At 48.8% G+C, this 20,772-nt stretch carries 20 protein-coding genes; 14 read left to right on the top strand and 6 right to left on the bottom strand.

The features are described 5' to 3' along the window. Positions 1–251: 251 nt before the first annotated feature. From WG68_RS04190 to WG68_RS04225, 8 genes are all read left to right on the top strand, one after another. A complete protein-coding gene (locus WG68_RS04190; RefSeq protein WP_046556408.1) occupies positions 252–527 on the top strand; it encodes a type II toxin-antitoxin system TacA family antitoxin in 276 nt (91 codons plus the stop codon). Next, positions 528–1,046, top strand: coding sequence for a GNAT family protein (locus WG68_RS04195; protein ID WP_046556409.1), 519 nt, complete (start codon positions 528–530; stop codon positions 1,044–1,046). It abuts the gene before it with no gap. A gap of 15 nt (positions 1,047–1,061) precedes the next feature. Continuing rightward, complete coding sequence (locus WG68_RS04200; protein WP_046556410.1) at positions 1,062–2,312, top strand: site-specific integrase; 1,251 nt, start codon at positions 1,062–1,064, stop codon at positions 2,310–2,312. A gap of 9 nt (positions 2,313–2,321) precedes the next feature. Then, positions 2,322–2,867 (top strand): hypothetical protein, encoded by a 546-nt coding sequence (locus WG68_RS04205; RefSeq protein ID WP_046556411.1) that lies wholly within the window; start codon positions 2,322–2,324, stop codon positions 2,865–2,867. Positions 2,868–2,928: 61 nt separating this feature from the next. Next, positions 2,929–3,609: a hypothetical protein gene (locus WG68_RS04210; RefSeq protein WP_046556412.1), complete on the top strand. Its 681-nt coding sequence runs from the start codon at positions 2,929–2,931 to the stop codon at positions 3,607–3,609. A gap of 141 nt (positions 3,610–3,750) precedes the next feature. Continuing rightward, positions 3,751–6,726: a Tn3 family transposase gene (locus tag WG68_RS04215; RefSeq protein WP_046556413.1), complete on the top strand. Its 2,976-nt coding sequence runs from the start codon at positions 3,751–3,753 to the stop codon at positions 6,724–6,726. A gap of 22 nt (positions 6,727–6,748) precedes the next feature. Next, positions 6,749–7,837: a hypothetical protein gene (locus WG68_RS19795; RefSeq protein ID WP_233079389.1), complete on the top strand. Its 1,089-nt coding sequence runs from the start codon at positions 6,749–6,751 to the stop codon at positions 7,835–7,837. A gap of 121 nt (positions 7,838–7,958) precedes the next feature. After that, on the top strand, positions 7,959–8,216 hold the full coding sequence (locus WG68_RS04225) for a hypothetical protein (RefSeq protein WP_046556414.1): 258 nt from the start codon (positions 7,959–7,961) through the stop codon (positions 8,214–8,216). Positions 8,217–8,297: 81 nt separating this feature from the next. On the opposite strand, the gene cadR is transcribed toward WG68_RS04225, so the two are convergent. Beyond that, positions 8,298–8,705 carry a Cd(II)/Pb(II)-responsive transcriptional regulator gene (cadR, locus tag WG68_RS04230; protein WP_004364961.1) on the bottom strand — a complete coding sequence of 136 codons (408 nt, stop codon included), beginning with the start codon at positions 8,703–8,705 and terminating at the stop codon, positions 8,298–8,300. A 95-nt stretch (positions 8,706–8,800) separates the two neighbouring features. On the opposite strand from cadR, the gene WG68_RS04235 reads away from it, so the two are divergent. The 6 genes from WG68_RS04235 (at position 8,801) to WG68_RS04260 (ending at position 13,615) form a co-directional block, all read left to right on the top strand. Continuing rightward, on the top strand, positions 8,801–9,697 hold the full coding sequence (locus WG68_RS04235) for a cation transporter (protein WP_046556415.1): 897 nt from the start codon (positions 8,801–8,803) through the stop codon (positions 9,695–9,697). Positions 9,698–9,700: 3 nt separating this feature from the next. Then, positions 9,701–10,213 carry a signal peptidase II gene (gene lspA, locus WG68_RS04240; protein WP_046556416.1) on the top strand — a complete coding sequence of 171 codons (513 nt, stop codon included), beginning with the start codon at positions 9,701–9,703 and terminating at the stop codon, positions 10,211–10,213. Between the two features lie 21 nt (positions 10,214–10,234). After that, positions 10,235–11,242 (top strand): ISL3 family transposase, encoded by a 1,008-nt coding sequence (locus WG68_RS04245; protein ID WP_046556417.1) that lies wholly within the window; start codon positions 10,235–10,237, stop codon positions 11,240–11,242. 78 nt (positions 11,243–11,320) lie between these two features. Further along, positions 11,321–11,950, top strand: a complete 630-nt coding sequence (locus WG68_RS04250) for a zinc chelation protein SecC (protein ID WP_233079392.1) — start codon at positions 11,321–11,323, stop codon at positions 11,948–11,950. A 45-nt stretch (positions 11,951–11,995) separates the two neighbouring features. After that, complete coding sequence (locus tag WG68_RS04255; protein WP_046556418.1) at positions 11,996–13,087, top strand: hypothetical protein; 1,092 nt, start codon at positions 11,996–11,998, stop codon at positions 13,085–13,087. Positions 13,088–13,123: 36 nt separating this feature from the next. Next, the gene (locus tag WG68_RS04260) at positions 13,124–13,615 is read left to right on the top strand and encodes a DUF1543 domain-containing protein (protein WP_046556419.1); all 492 of its coding nucleotides are present in this window, start codon (positions 13,124–13,126) and stop codon (positions 13,613–13,615) included. Positions 13,616–13,652: 37 nt separating this feature from the next. On the opposite strand, the gene WG68_RS04265 is transcribed toward WG68_RS04260, so the two are convergent. The 5 genes from WG68_RS04265 to WG68_RS04285 all read right to left on the bottom strand — a co-directional run bounded on the left by WG68_RS04265 (position 13,653) and on the right by WG68_RS04285 (position 20,671). After that, complete coding sequence (locus WG68_RS04265) at positions 13,653–15,539, bottom strand: DUF885 domain-containing protein (protein ID WP_046556420.1); 1,887 nt, start codon at positions 15,537–15,539, stop codon at positions 13,653–13,655. A gap of 78 nt (positions 15,540–15,617) precedes the next feature. Then, positions 15,618–17,312: an NAD-dependent malic enzyme gene (locus WG68_RS04270; protein WP_046556421.1), complete on the bottom strand. Its 1,695-nt coding sequence runs from the start codon at positions 17,310–17,312 to the stop codon at positions 15,618–15,620. A gap of 56 nt (positions 17,313–17,368) precedes the next feature. After that, on the bottom strand, positions 17,369–18,214 hold the full coding sequence (locus WG68_RS04275; protein WP_046556422.1) for an HDOD domain-containing protein: 846 nt from the start codon (positions 18,212–18,214) through the stop codon (positions 17,369–17,371). Between the two features lie 203 nt (positions 18,215–18,417). Further along, positions 18,418–18,885 (bottom strand): Dps family protein, encoded by a 468-nt coding sequence (locus WG68_RS04280; RefSeq protein WP_046556423.1) that lies wholly within the window; start codon positions 18,883–18,885, stop codon positions 18,418–18,420. 196 nt (positions 18,886–19,081) lie between these two features. Beyond that, on the bottom strand, positions 19,082–20,671 hold the full coding sequence (locus WG68_RS04285; protein ID WP_046556615.1) for an ABC-F family ATPase: 1,590 nt from the start codon (positions 20,669–20,671) through the stop codon (positions 19,082–19,084). Positions 20,672–20,772: the final 101 nt, after the last annotated feature.

Genomic DNA, 20,772 nt, shown 5'->3' on the forward strand with positions numbered 1-20,772 from the left:
TAATATTACGTAATGTGTAATTACATAATATTACGATATCCGCAAATTGCAAATAACCAGCTTAATCTAACTCCTGATAATAGGGCATTATCAGGGGTAATGGCAGATCAGAGCTCCAAATAGCCTTTCGGCCATACATAATGGCGTGCGGTACCGGGCAAAACACAGCCGGCATTATCACGCTTTTTCTTGCGGCAATGTGCCGTACAGGTCTATACTGTGCAGGTCTTTTTTTGTACAGAGGGGATATCATGGCAACAGTACTTCGAGAGCGGATCGAAATGCGGGTGGATGCAGAAACCAAGCAATTGGCAGAACGCGCGGCAGCTGCTTCAGGCTGCGCATCCCTGACGGAGTTTATGGTTCGTCTTATTCGTGACAATGCCCCACAGATCCTGCAGGCTCAGGCAGCCATTGAATTGACGTCAGCCCAGTTTGATCAGTTTATGCAGGTATGTGAAGCGCCACCCACGCCGCATGCTCGCTTAAAGGCGGCGGCAGCCCGACTTGACCATGAGGGGTTTTAATTGGCCTTGGCAGCGGAATTTGTGCTGCTGGATGCAGCCCTGCATGATTTAAAAGGGTTTGATTGTGGCAAAGCAAGTCTTAATGACTACCTGAGCCGGTACGCAGTGCGCAATAGCGGTTTGGGTTTGAGCCGGACCTGGGTACTGACCGAACAGGCCGAACACGGTAAACTACCGATCGCTGCCTATTATACTCTGGCCAGTAGTACGGTGGCACGGGAAGAGCTGCCTGCGCAGAATAAATCACTGCCGGCGTATCCGGTACCGGTCGTGCTGCTGGCTCGACTGGGCGTGTCTGTTCACTATCAGGGGCAGCAACTAGGAGCTAAAACACTGGTGCAGGCACTGAGGACAGCTCTTGAACTGGCCGATCGGGGCTTACCGGCCCTGGGCGTAGTCTTGGATGTGTTGGATGATGCGGCCCTACGATTTTATCAGCACATGGGCATGTTTATGCCGCTGACCGACCAACCGCAACGATTGTTTGTGCCGATGGGCACTATTCGACAACTGTCTTAGTACGGAGGTGGCCTGGTGAGTAAAGTTGATCGTTATTTACAGGCTGCCACACGCGAACATACCCGGCGTAGTTATCAATCGGTGGTCGAACATTTTGAAGTTGCCTGGGGGGGCGTGTTGCCGACCACCGCCACGGAGTTGGCCCGCTACCTAGCGCATTACGCCGATACACTGGCTATCACGACCTTAAAGCAGCGGCTGGCCGCGCTATCCAGTTGGCATCAGGCCCAAGGCTTTGCCGACCCCACCAAAGCTCCGTTGGTTCGTCAGGTCTTAAAAGGGATCCGAGAACTGCATCCGGATAAAGCGAAACAAGCTAAACCGTTACAACTCAATGTGCTTGAGCAGATAATTGGCTATCTGGATCAGCAAGCACTGCAGGCCCAGCAGACAGAAAACTATGCCAAGCACCTGAGAGCCGTTCGTGATAAAGCCTTGGTGCTGATGGGATTCTGGCGTGCCTTTCGCAGTGACGAGCTCAGTCGTCTTCACATCGAACATCTGGAGTTCGTGCCAGGTGAAGGGATGATCGCCTATCTGCCGCGAAGTAAGACTGACCGGACCAATCAAGGCCAGGCTTTTCGATTACCTGAGTTGCAGCGGCTATGCCCGGTCGACGCCTGCCGGCAGTATTTGGTGTTACTGCAACAAGCGGCCGGCCCTTTGTTTCGCGCAGTCAATCGCTGGGGCATGGTCTCTGAGTCGTCCCTACGCGCCGATAGCATCATTCCGTTACTTCGACACCTTTTGCAACAAGCTCAGGTGGACGACGCGGCACTGTATAGCAGCCATTCGCTGCGCCGGGGCTTTGCAAACTGGGCTAACCAACAAGGGTGGTCCCTGAAGCAACTCATGGAACACGTCGGATGGCGCGATGTAAAGTCTGCGATGCGCTATCTGGAATCAAACGATCCTTTCTCTCAACAGGCAATTGACCAAGCTTTGGCGCTACCCGCACCGAGCCAAGTGCAAAATCAGTTAAAGACACATGTCCTGGAATTACGGCTTCACCTTCAGCCTTACCATCAACGTGGACGAAGCTCGGCCGCTCGACAGCATATAGAACGGTACTGTCTGAAACCTTACGCCATGAGTAAAGGAAGCCAGCAAGAGAGTTATTTGTTGACGATGCAGGCGCGGGATCACGAGGAACTGGATGGCATAGTGGATGACCTGTTACTACAGCTCCATGATGCCGCCAGAGCGCATCAATGCATGGTCGAAATTACACTGAAAGAGCAAGCTACTGGGCAGCAATGGGATTAAGAGGTGAATATGGATTGGATGGACGTTGGTAAGGTTGGTCTTTCGAGCGCGGCTTTTGGCATATCCTGCTTAGCGCTCTGGATATCTCATCGAAATTGGCTGCGCAGTAATTGCCCAATAGTGGTCGCATGCATAGAAACAGCGACAGCTCAAGATGAAGCGTTCATTGCCTATAATCTGATTGTGGTGAACACCGGCAACCGGCCAGCGGTGAATGTGCGGCTTTACTGCGAGGACTCCGATCTTGAACAATGCATTCAGCCTGGGCCCCATGCAGGGAAAAAGCCGGGGTCCACATGGACTCATGTCAAAAAATGTTTTCAGGAGGACGCCGAGATCCCGGTGTTGCTGAACGGCAAGTCTGTGTCGAATTCATTTGGGTTTACTGGAGTGAATCAACAATCGTTTTGGAAATACAATTCCCGATTGAAAATCACACTGCGATATGCTGATTTGGATGGAACGAACTATCGCAAAGAGCTGATTTTACTGATTAAGGATTCTGTGGCTTTTGCTGGTGGAATGTGGTCCATGCCGGAAGAAACCAAGAAGTAAGCATGGTGCCAAGGACGATCCATTTTCAGAGGGTAATCGTTTCATAAGACTGAGGTAAAATATGACTGATCCTGATACAACGCAGAAATCACAGGTACTCTGTAAGCATTGCTGTCACCCAATCCCTCATGGCGCACGAATTTGCTCGATATGCAGCTCTTACCAAAACTGCTTCAGTTTTATCCCATTTTCTAGCACGATACTTGCGCTTCTCACTGCACTTATCTCTGTTATTGGGATTGTGATCCCATCACTGTATGGCATTTTTCATACCCCTCAGTCTGAGGCTTCACTCACTATGCCTTCTATTGATGGGACGACCCTTCGTGTGACTGCTGTAAACACGGGAGACGCGCCTGCATCACTGATCCGAGCATGGGTCAGCAGTGATTTATTAGCAGGTGCCACTAAAGTGAAACTGAGAAATGACGACGATGCCTTGCTGGTACCTGGGCATAAATTACTCGTCTTTGATATTATTCCGCTCTTAGATGAGCAAGGCTCTTATCAGCACTCGCTTGAAATGATGTCGTATATCACTCAAAACAAACCGGGGCCATCTACGAAGGTTCGTTTTCATGTGCTCCAGTCTGACGGTCGTTTTGCCATTCAAGAGTTTGCTCTAAGTGCAGACGACCTTTTCAAATTGTTCAGAGCCAATGCAGACAGATGTTCAGCAATAGACAAAGTTAACTTCGAAAACGGCTGTATTGGAGCAGGAGTATCAGCAGATGAACCATAATCCAACGTAGCCATCCATTTAAGTTTCATCTATTTAATTTCATTTAATGTACTGAAATAAACAAAGAAATCGCTATTGAAATTAATACGCTGGTATGTTGTTCTGGACACCAAAAGAGATGCACGATGTGAAGGATGATCAATGGCGACAGTTGCTCAAACCGCATACCCGACCTTACCGGCGAATTTTTCTCTCAAGCTCTTAAACAAACAGTATCAACCAACCAACTACGAACTGGAATGGCTCAGTACTATCAGAAAACCCATCCAACGACTGGGGTTTCTGGTGCAACTGAAAACGCTGCAACGGCTCGGGTATGTAGTGTCCCCCCTTGACTGCCCAGACACCTTAATCAAATACCTTGCAAAATTAACAGGCATCACTACGCTGCCTTCTGCGAAGGACTGGGCAGCCTATATTAAATCGACAGCCAGAACCAAACATCTTGCGCAGATACGCGAATTTGTCGGTGTCAAATTGCTGCAGGAAGCTGATTGGGCATGGTTGAAAACGGTGGCAAGGCGTGCCGCACTGGTTAAAGACGCCGTTAATGACATCCTCAACGTCTCGCTGGAGGAGCTGATCCACCACCGGTTTGAGCTGCCGGGGTTTACTCGTCTACTGCGCTTAGCCAGAACTGCCAGAAATGAGGTGAACACTGAATACTACCGGGCCATTTACGATGAGTTGCGACCGGAATCCAGAGCTGAGTTGGACCAACTCCTGATCAAAGATGTCAATGAAAGTTACAGCGCCTGGCAGCGGTTAAAGCGAGAACCCAAAAAGCCGAGCGCCAGAGAGATCCGTTCCTACATTCAGCATGTGACCTGGCTAAAATCGCTCAGTGAGCAAATGCCACAAATACGCCTCCCCGCGACCAAACTGAGTCAGTTCATGCTGGAGGCCCGTGCATTGGACGCCAAAGATATGCGGGAACTCAAGCCCCTAAAGCGTTATGCGTTAGCGGTGCTCCTTATCCGGGGTCAGCATGGGAAAGCACTGGATGATGTAGCAGACATCATGATCCGTATTCTGCGGGGACTGGAGAGTGTCGCAAAAAAGAATTACGACCAGCATATTTTGAACCGGCAAAAGGAAAGCGAAGCGCTCGTTAGTGGTTACTTTGACGCCATGGCGGCGTTTGGTAGCGAAGGCACCGCGGAAGAGCGAATTGACGCTATTCAGAAAACATTTTCACCGGACTTGACCACCCAAATGGCGAAGTGTCAGGAATATCTGGCGGCAGTAGCCCATGGTTTTTTACCATTTATGCTGCAGCCTTATCATCAGAAACGGTCCTTGCTGTTTTTGTGTCTGGAAGCCATGGAGCTTCGCAGTACCTCAACCGATCAGAGCACCATTTCACTCATTGCCAACCTACAGTCACTGCGGAACAGTCACAAAGAAATGCTGCCAGTATCGCAACTGCAATCGGATGAACTCGATCTGCTTACACTTCTGTCTCCGCAATGGCAAAACATTATCAGACGTGACGTGGCAGGAAATGCACTGTATCACCGCAAACTATATGAACTGGCGTGCTTTTCTATGATCCGGCGAGAACTTCAATCAGGGGATTTGCATGTGGTACACGCCAGGGAATATGACGATTACCGAGAGGATTTGGTCAGTTGGGAGGAGTACCAACAGGAAATTGATCGCTATGCCCAGGAAGTTGAACAGCCCGTTAATGACGCTGAGCGATTTGTCACCGAACTGCAGCAGGAGCTCAGTGAGTTGGCCACGACGGTGGATCTCACATTCCCTGGTAATAGCCATGCCCAATTTATCGATGGACGCCTTAGTTTAAAGAAAAGCAATACTGCACGACCTGTCGCAGCCGTCCAACGCTTAGACACCGCGATTGTCGATGGGATGGAGCCCTCGAGCATTGTCGATATTCTGACCGACTGCGAGCACTGGCTTGAACTGCACAAGTTGATACACACAGCTGCCGGCAACCAAGTGAAAATTGAATTTCCGGAGCAGCGTTTTTTAACCACACTGTTTTGCTACGGTTGTAATTTAGGGCCGGCTCAAACTTCCCGCTCGGTTAAAGGCTTTACACAGAAGCAAGTTGCCTGGCTTAACTTGCGCCATGTCACTGAAGAACGCTTAGAAAAAGCGTTGACCAAAGTCGTCAACGCATACAACCAGTTTGATTTACCGAAGTATTGGGGCTCTGGTAAACACGCCTCTGCAGATGGGACTAAATGGGAGCTGTATGAGCAGAATTTGATGTCAGAATTTCATATCCGATACGGTGGTTATGGCGGTATAGGTTATTATCACGTGTCGGACACCTACATTGCATTATTCAGCCATTTTATTCCTTGTGGTACCTATGAAGGGGTTCATATCCTGGACATCGTGCAGAAAAACGATTCAGACATTCAACCGGATACGCTGCATGGTGATACACAATCCCAGAGTTACACAGTGTTTGGATTGGCGCATTTATTGGGGATAAAACTGATGCCCCGGATCCGAAACATTCAGGATTTGAGTTTATACCGGCCAAGCAAAGACACGAAATACCAGCACATTGATGCCTTGTTCAAAGGCTCTATTGATTTCGATCTGATCCAGGCCAGGTTGCCAGATATGCTGCGGGTAGTTGTCTCCATCAAACTCGGCAGAATCACACCGTCGACACTGCTCAAACGCTTAGGGACGTTCAGCCGGAAGAACAAGTTGTACTTTGCGTTTCGGGAGCTGGGACGGTTGATTAGAACCATGTTTTTGCTCAATTACATTGATAACCACGAGCTTCGTCAGCTCATCCATGCTGAAACCAACAAATCGGAAGCCTTCAATAACTTCACCAAATGGTTATTTTTTGGCAACGATGGGATCATTGCTGAGAATATTAGGCACGAGCAGCAAAAAATAGTGAAATATAATCAACTTGTTGCCAATATGGTGATCCTGTATAACACGGAAAAGATGACAAAACTCCTCAAGAAACTGGCTGAAGCAGGTCATGAGGTTACGCCAGAAACGTTGGCCGGTTTGTCACCTTACCGGACATCTCATATTAATCGGTACGGGGATTATCACATCGATATTAACCGGAAAACCGAACCATTGGATTTTACTGTCAAAGTCATTGAGTAGACGTTTGGCGAAGGTGAAAATAGTGACAGAACTTCATGAACTTCATCGGCTTGCGTCTAAGCGGCTCCAAGACCATATTGAGAAACATCGTCAGACGCCGGATGTAACGCTTGCTAAACACATTCGGTATATACAAGAGCAAAAAGCCAACATGATTTCAGGAAAAAAACTGGTGTATCTCGACACACTTGCCTGGAAATGCCTGGCTGATTATAAACTCAAAAAACCAAAATTGACCGATGCCATGATCATGTTCGCAGAGACATTCTTCGCTAAAGCGCATTCGGGTCAGTATGTCTTTCCCATCGCCTTTCCGACCTTTGTAGAGTTAGATGCGCTGGTCATCCCTGAAACACGAGCGTTATTAAATGACCTTGTCGATGAGTTCTCAAGCGGGTTTTGTATTGTCCATCAACATGAACGGATCCGGGAAGAACTGGTGCAGCTCACCTCAGCTCAATGGAACGTGCACAAGGCCGCATCTGATTATTTATGCAGTCCACTGGAACTGATGGAATTGTCTTACCCCACGCTTCCTGCATTTGTCACTGCCAGTATCGACCAGAACACTTTTAACAAGGCGTGGTTTGATGCGATGACGGAATTGCCCATGTCCGCGCAGTTGAAAGTGGCAGCGACGGCACCTGACGAAAAATGGAATAATGAACTCGGACTTACATCGCTCAACGAAGCCAAAATCAAATATCAGGGCGACGTCGGCACCCTAAAACAGGCAATTTTTGTGGAGCTAAAAGGCTGTATTGAAGCCTGGGCAGACATTGAAGGACAGGCCATTGAACCAAAAATTGTGGCTGAAATGGCGTGTTACATTATGGCAATCTGGCAGTCGGATACATTTTATTTAGCCTTTCCAACACTGCGAGTGTTGAGTGCTTTGCATGGAAGTCTACGCACAGATCCAAACCGACGCTTTAAAAGCGGGGATTTAAATGATTTTTCCGTTGCAGCAGATGCGCTATCAATCTGTGATGTGTTTCTAACCGACAGGCGCTTAGCAAATCTAATAAGCTCAGAAGAGCTTGATTTGGGAAAGCTGCTTGGTTGCCAAGTTATTCATGGCTTCGAGGCAATGGCCAGCTATTTTAGCTAATCCGGTAAATTGGGCTGAAAAATAACGACCAAAGATTAAGTACATAAAATATGCTAAAACAGTATGTAAAGCTTAATAGTCATATATTTATGTGATAGCAATAATCAAAAAGGACAGAAAAATGGAAGATGAAGTATACGCCATAATAGCCCCTTGGGCAGGCATTCCAACATGGTACACCGGACACCAACTGGATCAGAATCGCTTTGCCAGTGTCATGGATGACTTGCACAGTCGTTTTGGTCCGGGACTTGATATCAAAGTTTTTGAGGCTGCGTTACGACGGCACGCGCTAGATACTCCTACAATGCTTGGCGCTCCGGATAACTGGGATCCCGTAATAAAAGAGTTTGTAACTATAGCAAGAAACCATGGGTAAGCGGATTAAATGGTTGATCTTACCTTTGCATGAGAGTGAGACAGACCGGCATCTCATCGGATTATCTGGTTGATGCTTCACCTACTGCTGGTGCATGTTTCCTTCGCTAATTCCAGCAAGAACCCCACACGCCTCAACTTCCCGGTCATCGTTGCAACTCGCTCTCAGTGAAACGAGTTGTTTCTCAAGCGCTTGCAGAGCGGTTATCTGCGACCGCACATGAGAGATGTGATCATCGAGCAAGGCGTTGACGGCGGTACAAGGCTGATGAGGGTCGTCCTGATAGCTCTGTAGTTCGTGAATCTCAGCCAGTGACAGGCCCAGGATTCTGCAGCGACGGATGAAGGCCAGCCCCTCACCATGCTTCTCGGTATAGACACGGTAACCGTTGTCCTGCCGATCAGGCGGCGGCAACAAGCCCTGCTGTTCATAGAAGCGGATCGTCTGTGTTTCGACCCCTACCAACTGCGCCAACTGACCAATGCGCATCAGCCTCCTCCCCAACGGATTCTTTACTCTATTGACCTTATAGTAGCTTTATAGTTTAAAATGGTACCACAACATTGTTCAAGTGGAGTCGTATCATGAGCAAATCCTGTGGTGGCGCCTGTGGCGGTGATGCAACGTCCGCAGCGGATACCGATATACAGGCCTCCTCCGAGGCGCCAGGGAGATGGGTCAGTGTTTATGCCGTGCCGAAGATGGACTGTCCATCAGAAGAACGAATGATTCGCCTAGCCCTGAACGGCTTTGAGGAGATTCGGGCGCTGTCCTTCGACTTGTCGAACCGCCGGCTGAAGGTCGTGCATGACGGCGAGGTCGAGCCCGTCACCTCGAAACTGAAGACCTTGGGGCTAGGCGCCGCGCTTCAGGAAAGCGTTGCTGCAAATCCGGAGACCATCAAGGCCGCCGAGTTTTCGGCAGCTTCTGCTAAGCAAGAATCCGGGACCCTGCGCTGGTTGCTCGGCATCAATGCACTTCTGTTCGTGGTGGAAATGACTGCCGGTCTGATCGCCCGGTCCACCGGCCTGATTGGAGAATCCCTGGACAATTTTGCCGATGCGGCGGTGTACGGGCTTGCCCTTTATGCGGTTGGACATAGCGTGAAAATGCAGGTACGTGCCGCGCATCTTGCTGGTGTACTGCAACTGATCTTGGCTGTGGGCGTACTCATAGAGGTGGTGAGACGCTTTGTATTCGGTAGTGAGCCTGAATCGCTGGTGATGATGGCTATCGCATTCGTCGCATTGATTGCCAATACCAGTTGTCTGCTGCTCATATCCAAACATCGGGAGGGCGGGGCGCACATGAAGGCAAGCTGGATATTCTCGGCCAACGACGTGGTGATCAACCTGGGGGTCATCACCGCCGGCGCCCTGATCGCGTGGACCGGGTCCAATTATCCGGATCTGATTATCGGCACCATCGCGGGGGTCATTGTACTTAACGGTGCTAGACGCATTCTGGCGCTCAAGGATTAAGCAATGTCCATTTTTGGCAAACATCTGTCACCGTACGCTCTGTTGTCCATCTCCGGCCTGCTGGCAGCGTCTGATCAGGCCGTAAAATGGCTGGTGCAACAATCAATGGCCTATGGCGAGTCTATTTCAGTGACCTCATTCTTTAACTGGGTACACGTATGGAATACCGGTGCCGCATTCAGTCTTTTTGCGAATGGTGGAGGCTGGCAGCGCTACTTTTTTATCGGAATCGCGGTAGTGGTCTCGATTTTTCTGATCAAGCTGATCCTTGAAAATCGTCATAAAGGAGAAGCCATCGCTTACAGTCTTATCCTCGGTGGCGCCATGGGCAACCTGATTGACCGGGTCTTTCGCGGCTATGTTGTGGATTCCTTTGATTTCTATTGGCGAGACTGGCATTGGCCGGCCTTCAACCTGGCTGATATTGCAATTGTCCTCGGTGCCTTACTTTTAGTTTCCAGCAGCTTGTTGGGTAAAAAAGCAAACACCAATGCCGAGCCGGATGGATCTGACTGACACCTACGCCTATACAACACCATGACCGAACTTCCCGACAACATCCTTCACCTGCCGCAATACCAAGTACTGGGCTGCAAATCAACCGACGACGAAATGCACTTCCAGGTGGACGTGCCCGATCCCATCGCCTGCGAGGAATGCGGCGTGCAGGGTGAGTTCGTACGGTTCGGCAAGCGTGACGTTCCCTATCGTGATCTGCCCATCCACGGCAAGCGGGTCACTCTCTGGGTGGTCCGCCGCCGATACACCTGCCGGGCCTGCAAGACAACATTCAGGCCCCAGCTACCGGAGATGGTGGACGGATTCCGTATGACACTGCGGCTGCATGAGTACGTGGAGAAGGAATCCTTCAACCACCCCTACACCTTTGTGGCGGCACAGACCGGCCTGAACGAGAAGACGGTGCGCGACATCTTCAACGCCCGCGCCGAGTTCCTGGGGCGCTGGCACCGCTTCGAGACGCCCCGCATCCTGGGCATTGACGAGCTATACCTGAACAAGCGCTACCGCTGCATTCTGACCAACATTGAGGAGCGAACCCTGCTCGACCTGCTGGCTACCCGCCGCCAGGACGTGGTGACCAACTACCTGATGAAGCTGAAAGACCGGCAGAAGGTCGAGATCGTCAGCATGGACATGTGGAACCCCTACCGGGCAGCGGTCAAGGCTGTGCTGCCGCAGGCCCGTATCGTGGTCGACAAGTTCCATGTGGTGCGCATGGCCAACGATGCCCTAGAGAGAGTGCGCAAGGGCCTCAGAAAGGAGCTGAAACCGTCCCAGAGCCGGACTCTCAAGGGAGACCGGAAAATCCTGCTGAAACGCGCTCACGAAGTCTCAGACCGGGAGCGCCTCATCATGGAGACCTGGACAGGCGCGTTCCCGCAACTGCTGGCCGCCTACACCACGAAGCACAAGAAGAAGGCACCGACTGCGAAGGTCTCTCCTTTCTACAAGAAAACCATCGGTTACGGACTGCCGGACTTCGCAGAGGAACTCAACTACGGAGTCGATCTATCAACCATCTGAGGGTGGTATCAGATTGATGGGGTGAAGGTGCCCCATCAACCATTAAATCCGTATACCCGAAACCATTAAGGGGGCATTTTGACCAACTCAAACACCCCGCGAACCATCTCAAAGCAAGTCAATAGGTTAATATCAAAATTAAACCTGAAGGCACCACCGGTTTATGTAAAAGTGCAGCCTGAATCAGGCGCGATAGTGAGCGAATGCTTTCCGAATGTAGAACGCAAAGTTCTCTCAAGTGGCGGGAAAATGCTTTGCGGGTGGCAGATTTGGGAGTGGCCAAATGTCATGATAGAAGCAGAGTTTCATGCTATTTGGCAAAGCCCGGAAGGGGACTGGGTCGATATCACACCGAAGCAAGATGAAGAACAGACTATTTTGTTCGCTCACACTCCAAAGCGGCCATATGACGGCAAACGTGTTGACAATGTAAGACTCGCGTTACGTGATGACACCATCATTCATCACTTTATCCAAATATCTGAACTTATCAGCAAAGCTTTACAGGATGGCCGCGAATTCGAGTACGGTTTTATAACTGTACCTGAAGCAAAAATGAAACCACTTATGGAAGCCAAAAGATTTCTATTGGGGGCGCTAAAAGCGGGGTATAGAGATCACGATACGTGTTGTTGCAAGAGTTCTATTAAATACAAGCGATGCTGCGGAAAGGAAATTCAGAAATATATTTCTGAATCAGTTAGATAATATACTTTTCATGAGAAATTTCCAGAATCCCGGCAAACCCTCTTAGTGCAGGCCAGCTCGGCTTTTGTGATAGCCCGGGGCATGAATGCCCTGATTTCTTTTTTGCAGTCTGTCACTTTTGAATTCAGTTTTGGTATCGGTGGTTCGGTTGGCGCCGGCCAGGTACTGGATCCCCTAAACGATTTAGTCGAGCAATATTCCTCGGCTATGAAACTGGCTATTGGCTCGCTGGTTATTCAGAAAGTTTTACTGGAAATTGTCAGTGACAACTTTTTCAAAGTGTTGCTCAGCCTGTCGGCGCTTTCAGTACTGGTTAGCTCGGCAATGGCTGGCTTTATCCGCAGCGCACAACTTAAATACCTGTTATTGAAGATATTTTTTATTCTGCTATTCTTGCGTTTCAGTCTGGTTTTAGTGGTGGCGGCCAATGGTATCGTCGATAACGCCTTCCTGCATGAGCGCACTGAAAACCAAATGCAGATCCTGGAAAACATTGAAGGGGTGGCTGAACACAGCAACCCGCAGCTTGACCCGGCATTAAATCAGGCATTAATCAGTAATATAACAGAGCTACAGCAACAAGCTGAGCTACTGCGGCAAAACCTGAGCCAACTGAGCCAACGCCAACAGCAAGGCCAGCAGGAATTACGCCAGCGTGAGCAGCAGCTACAAAACCTGGTGCGCGAGCTTGGCGCGCTGCAGCGTTTGAATTACCTAAACCCCGACCCACGGGTGCAAACAATGAATGAGCAAATTAAACAACGCCGTACCATGTTGCAAAGCTGGCAAGCGGAACAAAAAGTACTGCAACGGCAACTAACAGAAACTGTCAATCAAATTCAACTGGCAGAGTTAGCATTAGAGGGTAAAACGCCTGGCTTTATGGCGGCGATAGCCAACTCGTTCAGTTCGTTAGGCGATGGCATTGCGGCGGTTAAAGATGCGGTGAATCCACGCCAGGTTTATCAGTTGAAGCAGCGTCTGGATAACGCAGTAAACAATATCCTGAATTTAATGGCGTTGTTCCTGCTAAAAACCCTGATTTTACCATTACTGTTTTTATTTATATTAAACAAAGGTTTCAAACTGATTTGGAATAGCGGGCCGCAGATAGTATTTCGCCCCATTGCCAGTTAACATTGGCATACGGCTAATAAATCAGGAATGGAATAAATGTTGTATATGGTCATGCTGGGGGGCACCCACCCTAAGGCGAATATTGAAGTGCATGATGTGGTATTTGTGGCAGGCGACAATTTACCGCAAACCTATCCACAGCTGCAAGCGCTATGGTTTGCCGACCCCAAAGGCTTACATATTGATGCCTGGATGGCGGTATCAGGTGTCGGTGACTTTGCCGTTAGCCTGGCTGACGCCCCGGCTACCAGCGGTCCAAAACTGTTTTTTATTAACTTAGGTGGGTATTTTGCCAGTATTTTTGGTGAGGACCATCGTTATCTGGTGCTGGCCGCTGACAACGTAAGGCATGCCAAACAGTTGGCCAAACAGCAACTGAGCGTACAATGGGATAAACCCCATACCGATAATGTGTTTGAAGTAGAGCAATGCATGGCGATAGAGCACGTTGCCGGGCGCTATGTTCAGCTGCACCCGGCAACACATCAGGGTTGCCACTTTGAGAATGACTATATTGTCATCGGCTGATGCTTAACCTGCAATAAGCAACCGCCCGCAGGCAAACTCAGGCCGCTGGCGCGGTTTTTAACTGGTTAACCCAGTTTTGCACGCGCCGTTCTAACACGCTTAGTGGCAAGGCACCGCCGGTTAGAATGGTGTCGTGAAAATCACGAATATCAAATTTATCACCTAATTCCTGTTCCGCAAATTGCCGCAACTGTTGTATTTTCATCATGCCAATTTTATAGGCCGTGGCCTGCCCTGGGATCACCAGATAACGCCGTACTTCAGATAGCACTGCGCCCTCGGCAATAGGCGTTTTCTGCAGAAAATAGTCTATCGCCTGTTGCTCAGTCCAGTCTTTACTGTGCAAGCCGGTATCTACCACTAAGCGCACTGCCCGCCACATTTCAGTAATCAACCTGCCAAAATCTGAATAAGGGTTCTGGTATGCGCCCATTTCTTTGGCCAGCAATTCGGAATACAAGGCCCAGCCCTCTGAGTACACGGTAAACCTGGCCTGCGTGCGAAAGGTAGGCACTGAGGTCAGTTCCTGGGCTATTGAAATTTGCATATGGTGGCCAGGGCTGCCTTCATGGTAGGCAATGGCTTCCATTTCATTTTTAGGCATCGAGCGCATATCAGATAAATGCGCATAGTAAACGCCGGGCCGGCTGCCATCGGGGGTGCCGGGGAAATAGTGCTGCGCTGCACCCGGCTGTTCGCGAAAAGGCTCCACTCTTTTCACCACCAACCCTGCCTTGGGTAAGGTGCGGAAAAAATCTGGCAGGCGACTGTCGATAAACGCCAGGTATTGACTCGAGTCGTCAAGGTAAGCCTGGCGCCCTGCATCGGTATCGGGGTAATAGAATTGATCATCGGCTTTGATAAAATCGAAAAATGCCTTTAAATCGCCGGGAAAGCCGACTTGGTCCTTGATGGCGATCATTTCAGCCGTTAAGCGCGCAACTTCGTCCAAACCCATCTGATGAATTTGCTCTGCCGTTAAATCGGTCGTAGTCGATACTTTCAATTGATAATCATAATAGGCTTTACCATTGATATGCTTGCCCACTCCGGTGGCAACGGCATCAGTGTTAGCAATGTCATCCTGCAGCCACAGCTTTAAAGCGGAATAAGCCGGTTGGAAATGCTGCTGCAATGCCAATTTAGCAGCCTGCGTTAATTGTCTGGCCTGCTCGTCACTTAATTTATCGGCAGCAATCAGGCTGCTGATTTTCGCTTTGGTGTCGGCCCATAACGGAATATCCTGCTCAGCGTCAATCAGTGGTGCACCTGTCAGCAAGTTATTCAATTGCGCCAGCACGCCTTCGTAAGCAAAGCGAGGCGGTCTTACCCCTTGCGCAGCATTATGTTGTGCCCGGCGCAGCAAGTCGGTCAGCGCGTTACTTATCCCTTCAATACGCGTGACGTAGGCCTGCATGTCATCCGCATTGTCTACTTTATGAAAATTAATAAGAATTTGTGGTAATAACGCATGAATGCCTTGCATCTGGGTAAATACGTAGCGGTTCTGTCGGAATGTCGCGCCTTCTTTTGCCAGCTCATACTGATAAAGCCAAACGTCATAAGAGGTTTGCGTCTCCAAATCCAGTTCATCATAGGCAAAGTTGGCGGTTAATTCGGCAACCGTCGCTGCCAACCAGGCCAGTTGCTGCTCCTCAGCAGCAAGGGTAACTTCGTCAATTTGATCGTACTTATCTTTGCGGCCCATAAATGTCATTTGAATGGGGCTTTGCTGTAGCTGTTGCTCAAACTTTTCTTCAAACCACTGGTTCAGGCGCTCACTAGCTGACGACGTTTTGACATTAGCAGCCTGCTGGCTGGCTGCTAGTTCAGCGCTGGCAGGATTGTTTTTACTGATATCAGAACTGGGGTTACAGCCAGCAAGCATACTGGCAATAGCAATACAGAGTAGAGACTTACGCATTACGGTTCCTTATTAACAGGCAGAGATTTCAGCGTACCGTTAATAAGGCTGTTCGTCTAAAACAAAATGTAACAAGGTTTAACCACTGACTCTTTTATAGTGCCGGTACTGCGGTTTCCAGAAGTTATCCTCAATTCGTTGTTGCAGGCTATTGTCATCAATTTCCAGTGCTAAACCTTGTTGTTGTGCAACTTTAGCAACAGCAAAAGCGATTTTTTTACTCAGTTCGGCCAGCGCAGTAAAAGGTGGCAACAGGCCCCCTTTACCGGTATTTGCCAAGGGGGACGTGGCAGCCAGGGTTTTGCTGGCTGCCCGCAGCATTTCATCGCTGATTAAGCGGGCTTTTACCGCAATCACCCCCAGGCCCACCCCCGGGAAAATATAGCTGTTGTTGCACTGGGCAATATGATGCAGCTTACCCTGATACTCTACTGGCGGAAATGGGCTGCCCGTGGCGACAATCACATCGCCGTCGGTCCATTCAATAACCTGTTGCGGCGTGGCTTCAACCTGACGCGACGGGTTACTTAACGGGAAAATAATAGGTGTGGTGCAGCCTTTTTTCATGGCTCTGATCACCTGTTCAGTAAACAAGCCAGCCTGGCCCGAGACGCCAATTAAAATATCAGGCGCGGCACAGTGCATAACGTCCAGCAAGCTGGGATAATCGCCACTGTAATTCCAGTTGGCAATACTGGCTTGCTGTTGGCTCAGTGCCTGCTGAAAATCACGTAAATCCGGCATTGTATCCGTCAGTAAACCCAAACGGTCTACCATAAACACTTGCTGACGGGCCTGCTGCTCTGTTATGCCCTCTGCCACCATTTGGCTGATCACTTGTTCGGCAATACCGCAACCGGCTGAGCCGGCTCCAACAAACACCACTTTCTGATTGCTAAGCTTTACGCCTTTGCTCAGACACGCGGCCAGTAATGTACCTACAGTAACGGCAGCGGTACCCTGAATATCATCATTAAAGCAGCATATCTGCTCACGATAGCGTTGTAACAGTGGCATAGCGTTAGGTTGGGCAAAATCTTCAAACTGGATAATTGCCTCAGGCCAGCGACGCTTTACGGCCTTAATAAATAATTCAATAAACTCGTTGTACTCGTCCTGCCCTACCCGTTTCTGGCGCAGCCCCATGTACATGGGGTCATTCAGCAACTTTTCGTTGTTGGTGCCAACATCCAGCATTACCGGCAAGGTGTAAGCCGGGCTGATACCACCACAGGCGGTGTACAGCGAAAGCTTACCGATGGAAATCCCCATACCACCAATACCCTGATCACCCAGGCCCAGTACCCGCTCGCCATCGGTTATTACTAATACTTTTACTTTGGCTTTGGTGGCATTGCGCAGCACATCATCCAGGTTATAACGATCTTCAAAACTGATAAACAAACCACGGGCGCTGCGATATATATCCGAGAACTGCTCGCACGCATCGCCAACCGTAGGCGTATAAATAATGGGGATCATTTCTTCCAGGTGTTGTTGCACCAGACGATAAAATAAGGTTTCGTTATTGTCCTGAATTGCCCGCAGATAAATATGCTTATTAATAGCCGTATCGAAACTTTTGTATTGCAGATAAGCCCGGCTGACCTGCTCTTCAATAGTTTCAAAACGCGGTGGCAACAAGCCGGTTAAGTTAAAGACAGAGCGCTCTTCCCGGCTAAAGGCGCTACCTTTATTTAGTAACGGTGTTTCCAGCAGTGCAGAACCTGAATAGGCGGTATACAACGATGATTTTGTTTTTACTTCAGACATAACAATATTCCAATAAATGGCTGCGGCACTGTAAACAGTGCCGCTGGAAGACGGGGTTAATATATAGTGCTGATACGCGGATTAAGCACAGAAAGGATGAATAAGCCCTCAGTGTTACAAAAATCGATGGCTTTAATTAAGTCGGCTTGCTCAAGATGCAGCAATTCAAGTACAAAAGGATCAACCAGCGTTTTAACACTGTATAAATCCGGATGCTGATTGGCCAGCGCCAGCCTGACGGCCAGGTAACTGATCAGCACATCCGGTTCTGACGCATTGAACTGGGTGCTATGCTGGCGAGCCAGTGGTTCAACAATACTGTCAGGTAACTGCCAAAGGTTAAGCAACTCAGCACCGCAGGCAGCATAGGTAAAACCCAGTATCGTTTGTTGTAACTGCCAGGGTTTGATTTCATCTGTGTAATTCTGGCAACTGGCCGCACTTTCCGGCGCTTGCTGCATCACCACTAATTCACCGATGTTATGTAATAAGCCGGCAACATATAACCGATCAGGCTGACGTAAGCCACAAAAGTTGGCCAGATATTTAGCAATAAGAGCGGCATTAACACTTTGCTCCCAGAACCGTTCTAAATCTACCGCAGAAGACGTCAATTTACTGCAAGCTGAGCTCACGGCAATACTGACCACCAGATTATAAAGTTGCGACTTGCCCAGCACCAGTAGTGCCTTGCTAACCGACTCAACCTGGTAAGGTAATCGGTATACGGCACTGTTGGCCAGTTTTAACAATTTAGACGTTAACACAGGATCAAGTAAAATAACCTCCGCAATGTCATCCAGACTGGCAGTATCTGATTCCATCAGTTCTTTAACGCGAATATAACTATCAGGAAAGACAAACAAATCGACAGCTTTTTGCGCATATTGCATGGCGTTCATCGGGGACATCTCCGGTTTGGTCTATCAGCACTTAACGCAACTGATGCATTTAAGTGTTACTGCTGGCGCCGATTTTACAAGTTTTTGCCGGAAAAACTTAGTACTTTTTGCGCGTTGAATCATGATTTTATTTTTTCTAAGCGCAGCGCATAAAAAAGCAGCACTTTATGTGCTGCTTTTGTAAATTGGCTGTCACATTGCTTTTACGCAACCAAACTGCGTAACATCCAGGCTGTTTTTTCGTGCACCGTCATCCGTTGGGTTAATAAATCCAGGGTAACTTCGTCAGACGCTTTGTCTGCCACCGGCACTATGGTGCGCGCTGTTTTAGCGATGGCTTCCTGGCCTTTGACTAAATCTTTAATCATCTCTTCGGCACTGGGAATGCCATCTGCTTCTTTAATACTGGTTAGCCTGGCATATTCTTTATAAGAACCTGGGGCGAACTCGCCTAAAGCACGAATGCGCTCAGCAATATCGTCTACCGCCAATGCCAGCTCATTATATTGTGTTTCAAATAGGGTATGCAGCGTTTGAAACATCGGCCCGGTGACATTCCAATGGTAGTTATGGGTTTTCAGATACAAGGTATAGGTATCGGCCAGTAACACAGCCAGGCCGGCACAGATGGCTTTACGTTCGCTTTCTTCAATGCCGATATTTACTTTCATATTATCGTCTCCTAATGCAATTAAGCTACTGACAAAACTATAGCACGACGGAATCACTTAGCGTGCCTGCTTTGCTTTTGCGCCATAAATAATTCGCTATAACATAGACATGGGGACAGGTTTAACAAAAAACAAGCCGGCAATACAAAGCATTGCCGGCTATGCGTTACATCAGTATCTACTGAACGAAGGGGATTTAACCGGCCTGAGCTACCAGATACTCTTCATAAGTACCGGCAAAGTTACGGACATCCTGGCCGGTAATTTCAATGATCCGGCTGGCCAGCGTCGAGACAAATTCACGGTCATGACTGACAAAAATCAAGGTGCCTTTGTAATGCTCCAGTGCCATATTCAATGACTCTATCGATTCCATATCCAGGTGGTTGGTCGGTTCATCCATTACCAGAATATTTGGCCGCTGCAACATCAACTTACCAAAAAGCATCCGCCCCTTCTCACCACCGGACAGAACCTTCACCGATTTTTTAATTTCATCCTGAGAGAACAGTAAACGGCCTAATATTCCCCGGATCGCCTGTTCGTCATCTGATGGTTGTTTCCATTGGCTCATCCAGTCGAACAGGGTCATCGGTTCGGCGAATTCATGCGCATGATCTTGCGCGTAGTAGCCGATTTTAACATTCTCAGACCATTTTATATTGCCCGACTCTGGGGCCAAATCACCCATCAGACATTTTAATAAGGTGGTTTTACCGATACCGTTAGCCCCTAAGATGGCCACTTTTTCACCCACTTCGATGGTCATACTCAGATTTTTCAGTAACTGTAACTCGCCAAAGCTTTTATTCAGGCCTTCCACTTCCAGCGCTAAACGATACAGCTGCTTTTGCTGCTCAAAACGGATAAACGGATTAACCCGACTGGACGCTTTAACTTCGTCTAACTGAATTTTATCAATTTGCTTGGCACGAGACGTGGCCTGCTTGGCTTTAGATGCATTAGCAGAGAAACGACTGACAAAGGTTTGTAATTCAGCTATCTGGGCTTTTTTCTTGGCATTGTCGGATAATAAACGCTCACGGGCCTGGGTCGCGGCAAACATGTATTCATCGTAGTTGCCAGGATACAAACGCAGTTCACCATAGTCTAAATCAGCCATATGGGTACAGACGCTGTTTAAGAAGTGACGGTCATGCGAAATAATAACCATAGTGCTGTTACGCTCGGACAATACGTTTTCCAACCAGCGAATGGTATTAATATCCAGGTTATTGGTCGGCTCATCCAACAGCATAATTTCCGGATCGGCAAACAACACCTGCGCCAGCAGCACCCGTAATTTAAAACCAGGCGCAATAGCAGACATTAAACCAAAATGCTGTTCAACCGGGATCCCTACGCCAATCAGCAGTTCACCGGCACGTGACTCTGCGGTGTAACCATCCATTTCGCCAAATGCCACTTCCAGATCGGCGACTTTCATGCCATCTTCTTCGCTCATCTCGCTACTGGAATAAATACGGTCGCGCTCTTCCTTCACTGCCCATAACTGTGCATGGCCCATGATCACTGTATCAATCACCGAATAGTGCTCAAAGGCAAATTGGTCCTGATGCAATTTAGCCACGCGATGGTTTGGCTCAACCGAGACATTACCGGCAGTCGGTTCAAGTTCACGACTAAGAATTTTCATAAAAGTCGATTTACCACAACCATTGGCACCGATCAGGCCATACCGGTTACCTTCACCGAATTTAATGGAAATGTTTTCAAACAACGGCTTGGCGCCGAATTGCATTGTAATATTGGCAGTTGAGATCACTAAAAGGTCCGCTACAGATTGTACTGGATGAAAAAGGTGCGCCACTATACGCGCTTTAACGCATAAATTCAAAAAAACCGGCGTAAACGCCGGTTGCAACT

The organism is Arsukibacterium ikkense (assembly GCF_000987775.1).
Taxonomy (GTDB): Bacteria; Pseudomonadota; Gammaproteobacteria; order Enterobacterales; family Alteromonadaceae; genus Alishewanella; species Alishewanella ikkense.

Coding starts and splice junctions, on each gene's coding strand:
- cadR (WP_004364961.1), bottom strand. CDS start 8,705: ATGCGCATTGGTCAGTTGGCGCAGTTGGTAGGGGTCGAAACACAGACG.
- WG68_RS04190 (WP_046556408.1), top strand. CDS start 252: ATGGCAACAGTACTTCGAGAGCGGATCGAAATGCGGGTGGATGCAGAA.
- WG68_RS04275 (WP_046556422.1), bottom strand. CDS start 18,214: ATGAACGCCATGCAATATGCGCAAAAAGCTGTCGATTTGTTTGTCTTT.
- WG68_RS04235 (WP_046556415.1), top strand. CDS start 8,801: ATGAGCAAATCCTGTGGTGGCGCCTGTGGCGGTGATGCAACGTCCGCA.
- WG68_RS04210 (WP_046556412.1), top strand. CDS start 2,929: ATGACTGATCCTGATACAACGCAGAAATCACAGGTACTCTGTAAGCAT.
- lspA (WP_046556416.1), top strand. CDS start 9,701: ATGTCCATTTTTGGCAAACATCTGTCACCGTACGCTCTGTTGTCCATC.
- WG68_RS04215 (WP_046556413.1), top strand. CDS start 3,751: ATGGCGACAGTTGCTCAAACCGCATACCCGACCTTACCGGCGAATTTT.
- WG68_RS04280 (WP_046556423.1), bottom strand. CDS start 18,885: ATGAAAGTAAATATCGGCATTGAAGAAAGCGAACGTAAAGCCATCTGT.
- WG68_RS04205 (WP_046556411.1), top strand. CDS start 2,322: ATGGATTGGATGGACGTTGGTAAGGTTGGTCTTTCGAGCGCGGCTTTT.
- WG68_RS04245 (WP_046556417.1), top strand. CDS start 10,235: ATGACCGAACTTCCCGACAACATCCTTCACCTGCCGCAATACCAAGTA.
- WG68_RS04225 (WP_046556414.1), top strand. CDS start 7,959: ATGGAAGATGAAGTATACGCCATAATAGCCCCTTGGGCAGGCATTCCA.
- WG68_RS04260 (WP_046556419.1), top strand. CDS start 13,124: ATGTTGTATATGGTCATGCTGGGGGGCACCCACCCTAAGGCGAATATT.
- WG68_RS04265 (WP_046556420.1), bottom strand. CDS start 15,539: ATGCGTAAGTCTCTACTCTGTATTGCTATTGCCAGTATGCTTGCTGGC.
- WG68_RS04270 (WP_046556421.1), bottom strand. CDS start 17,312: ATGTCTGAAGTAAAAACAAAATCATCGTTGTATACCGCCTATTCAGGT.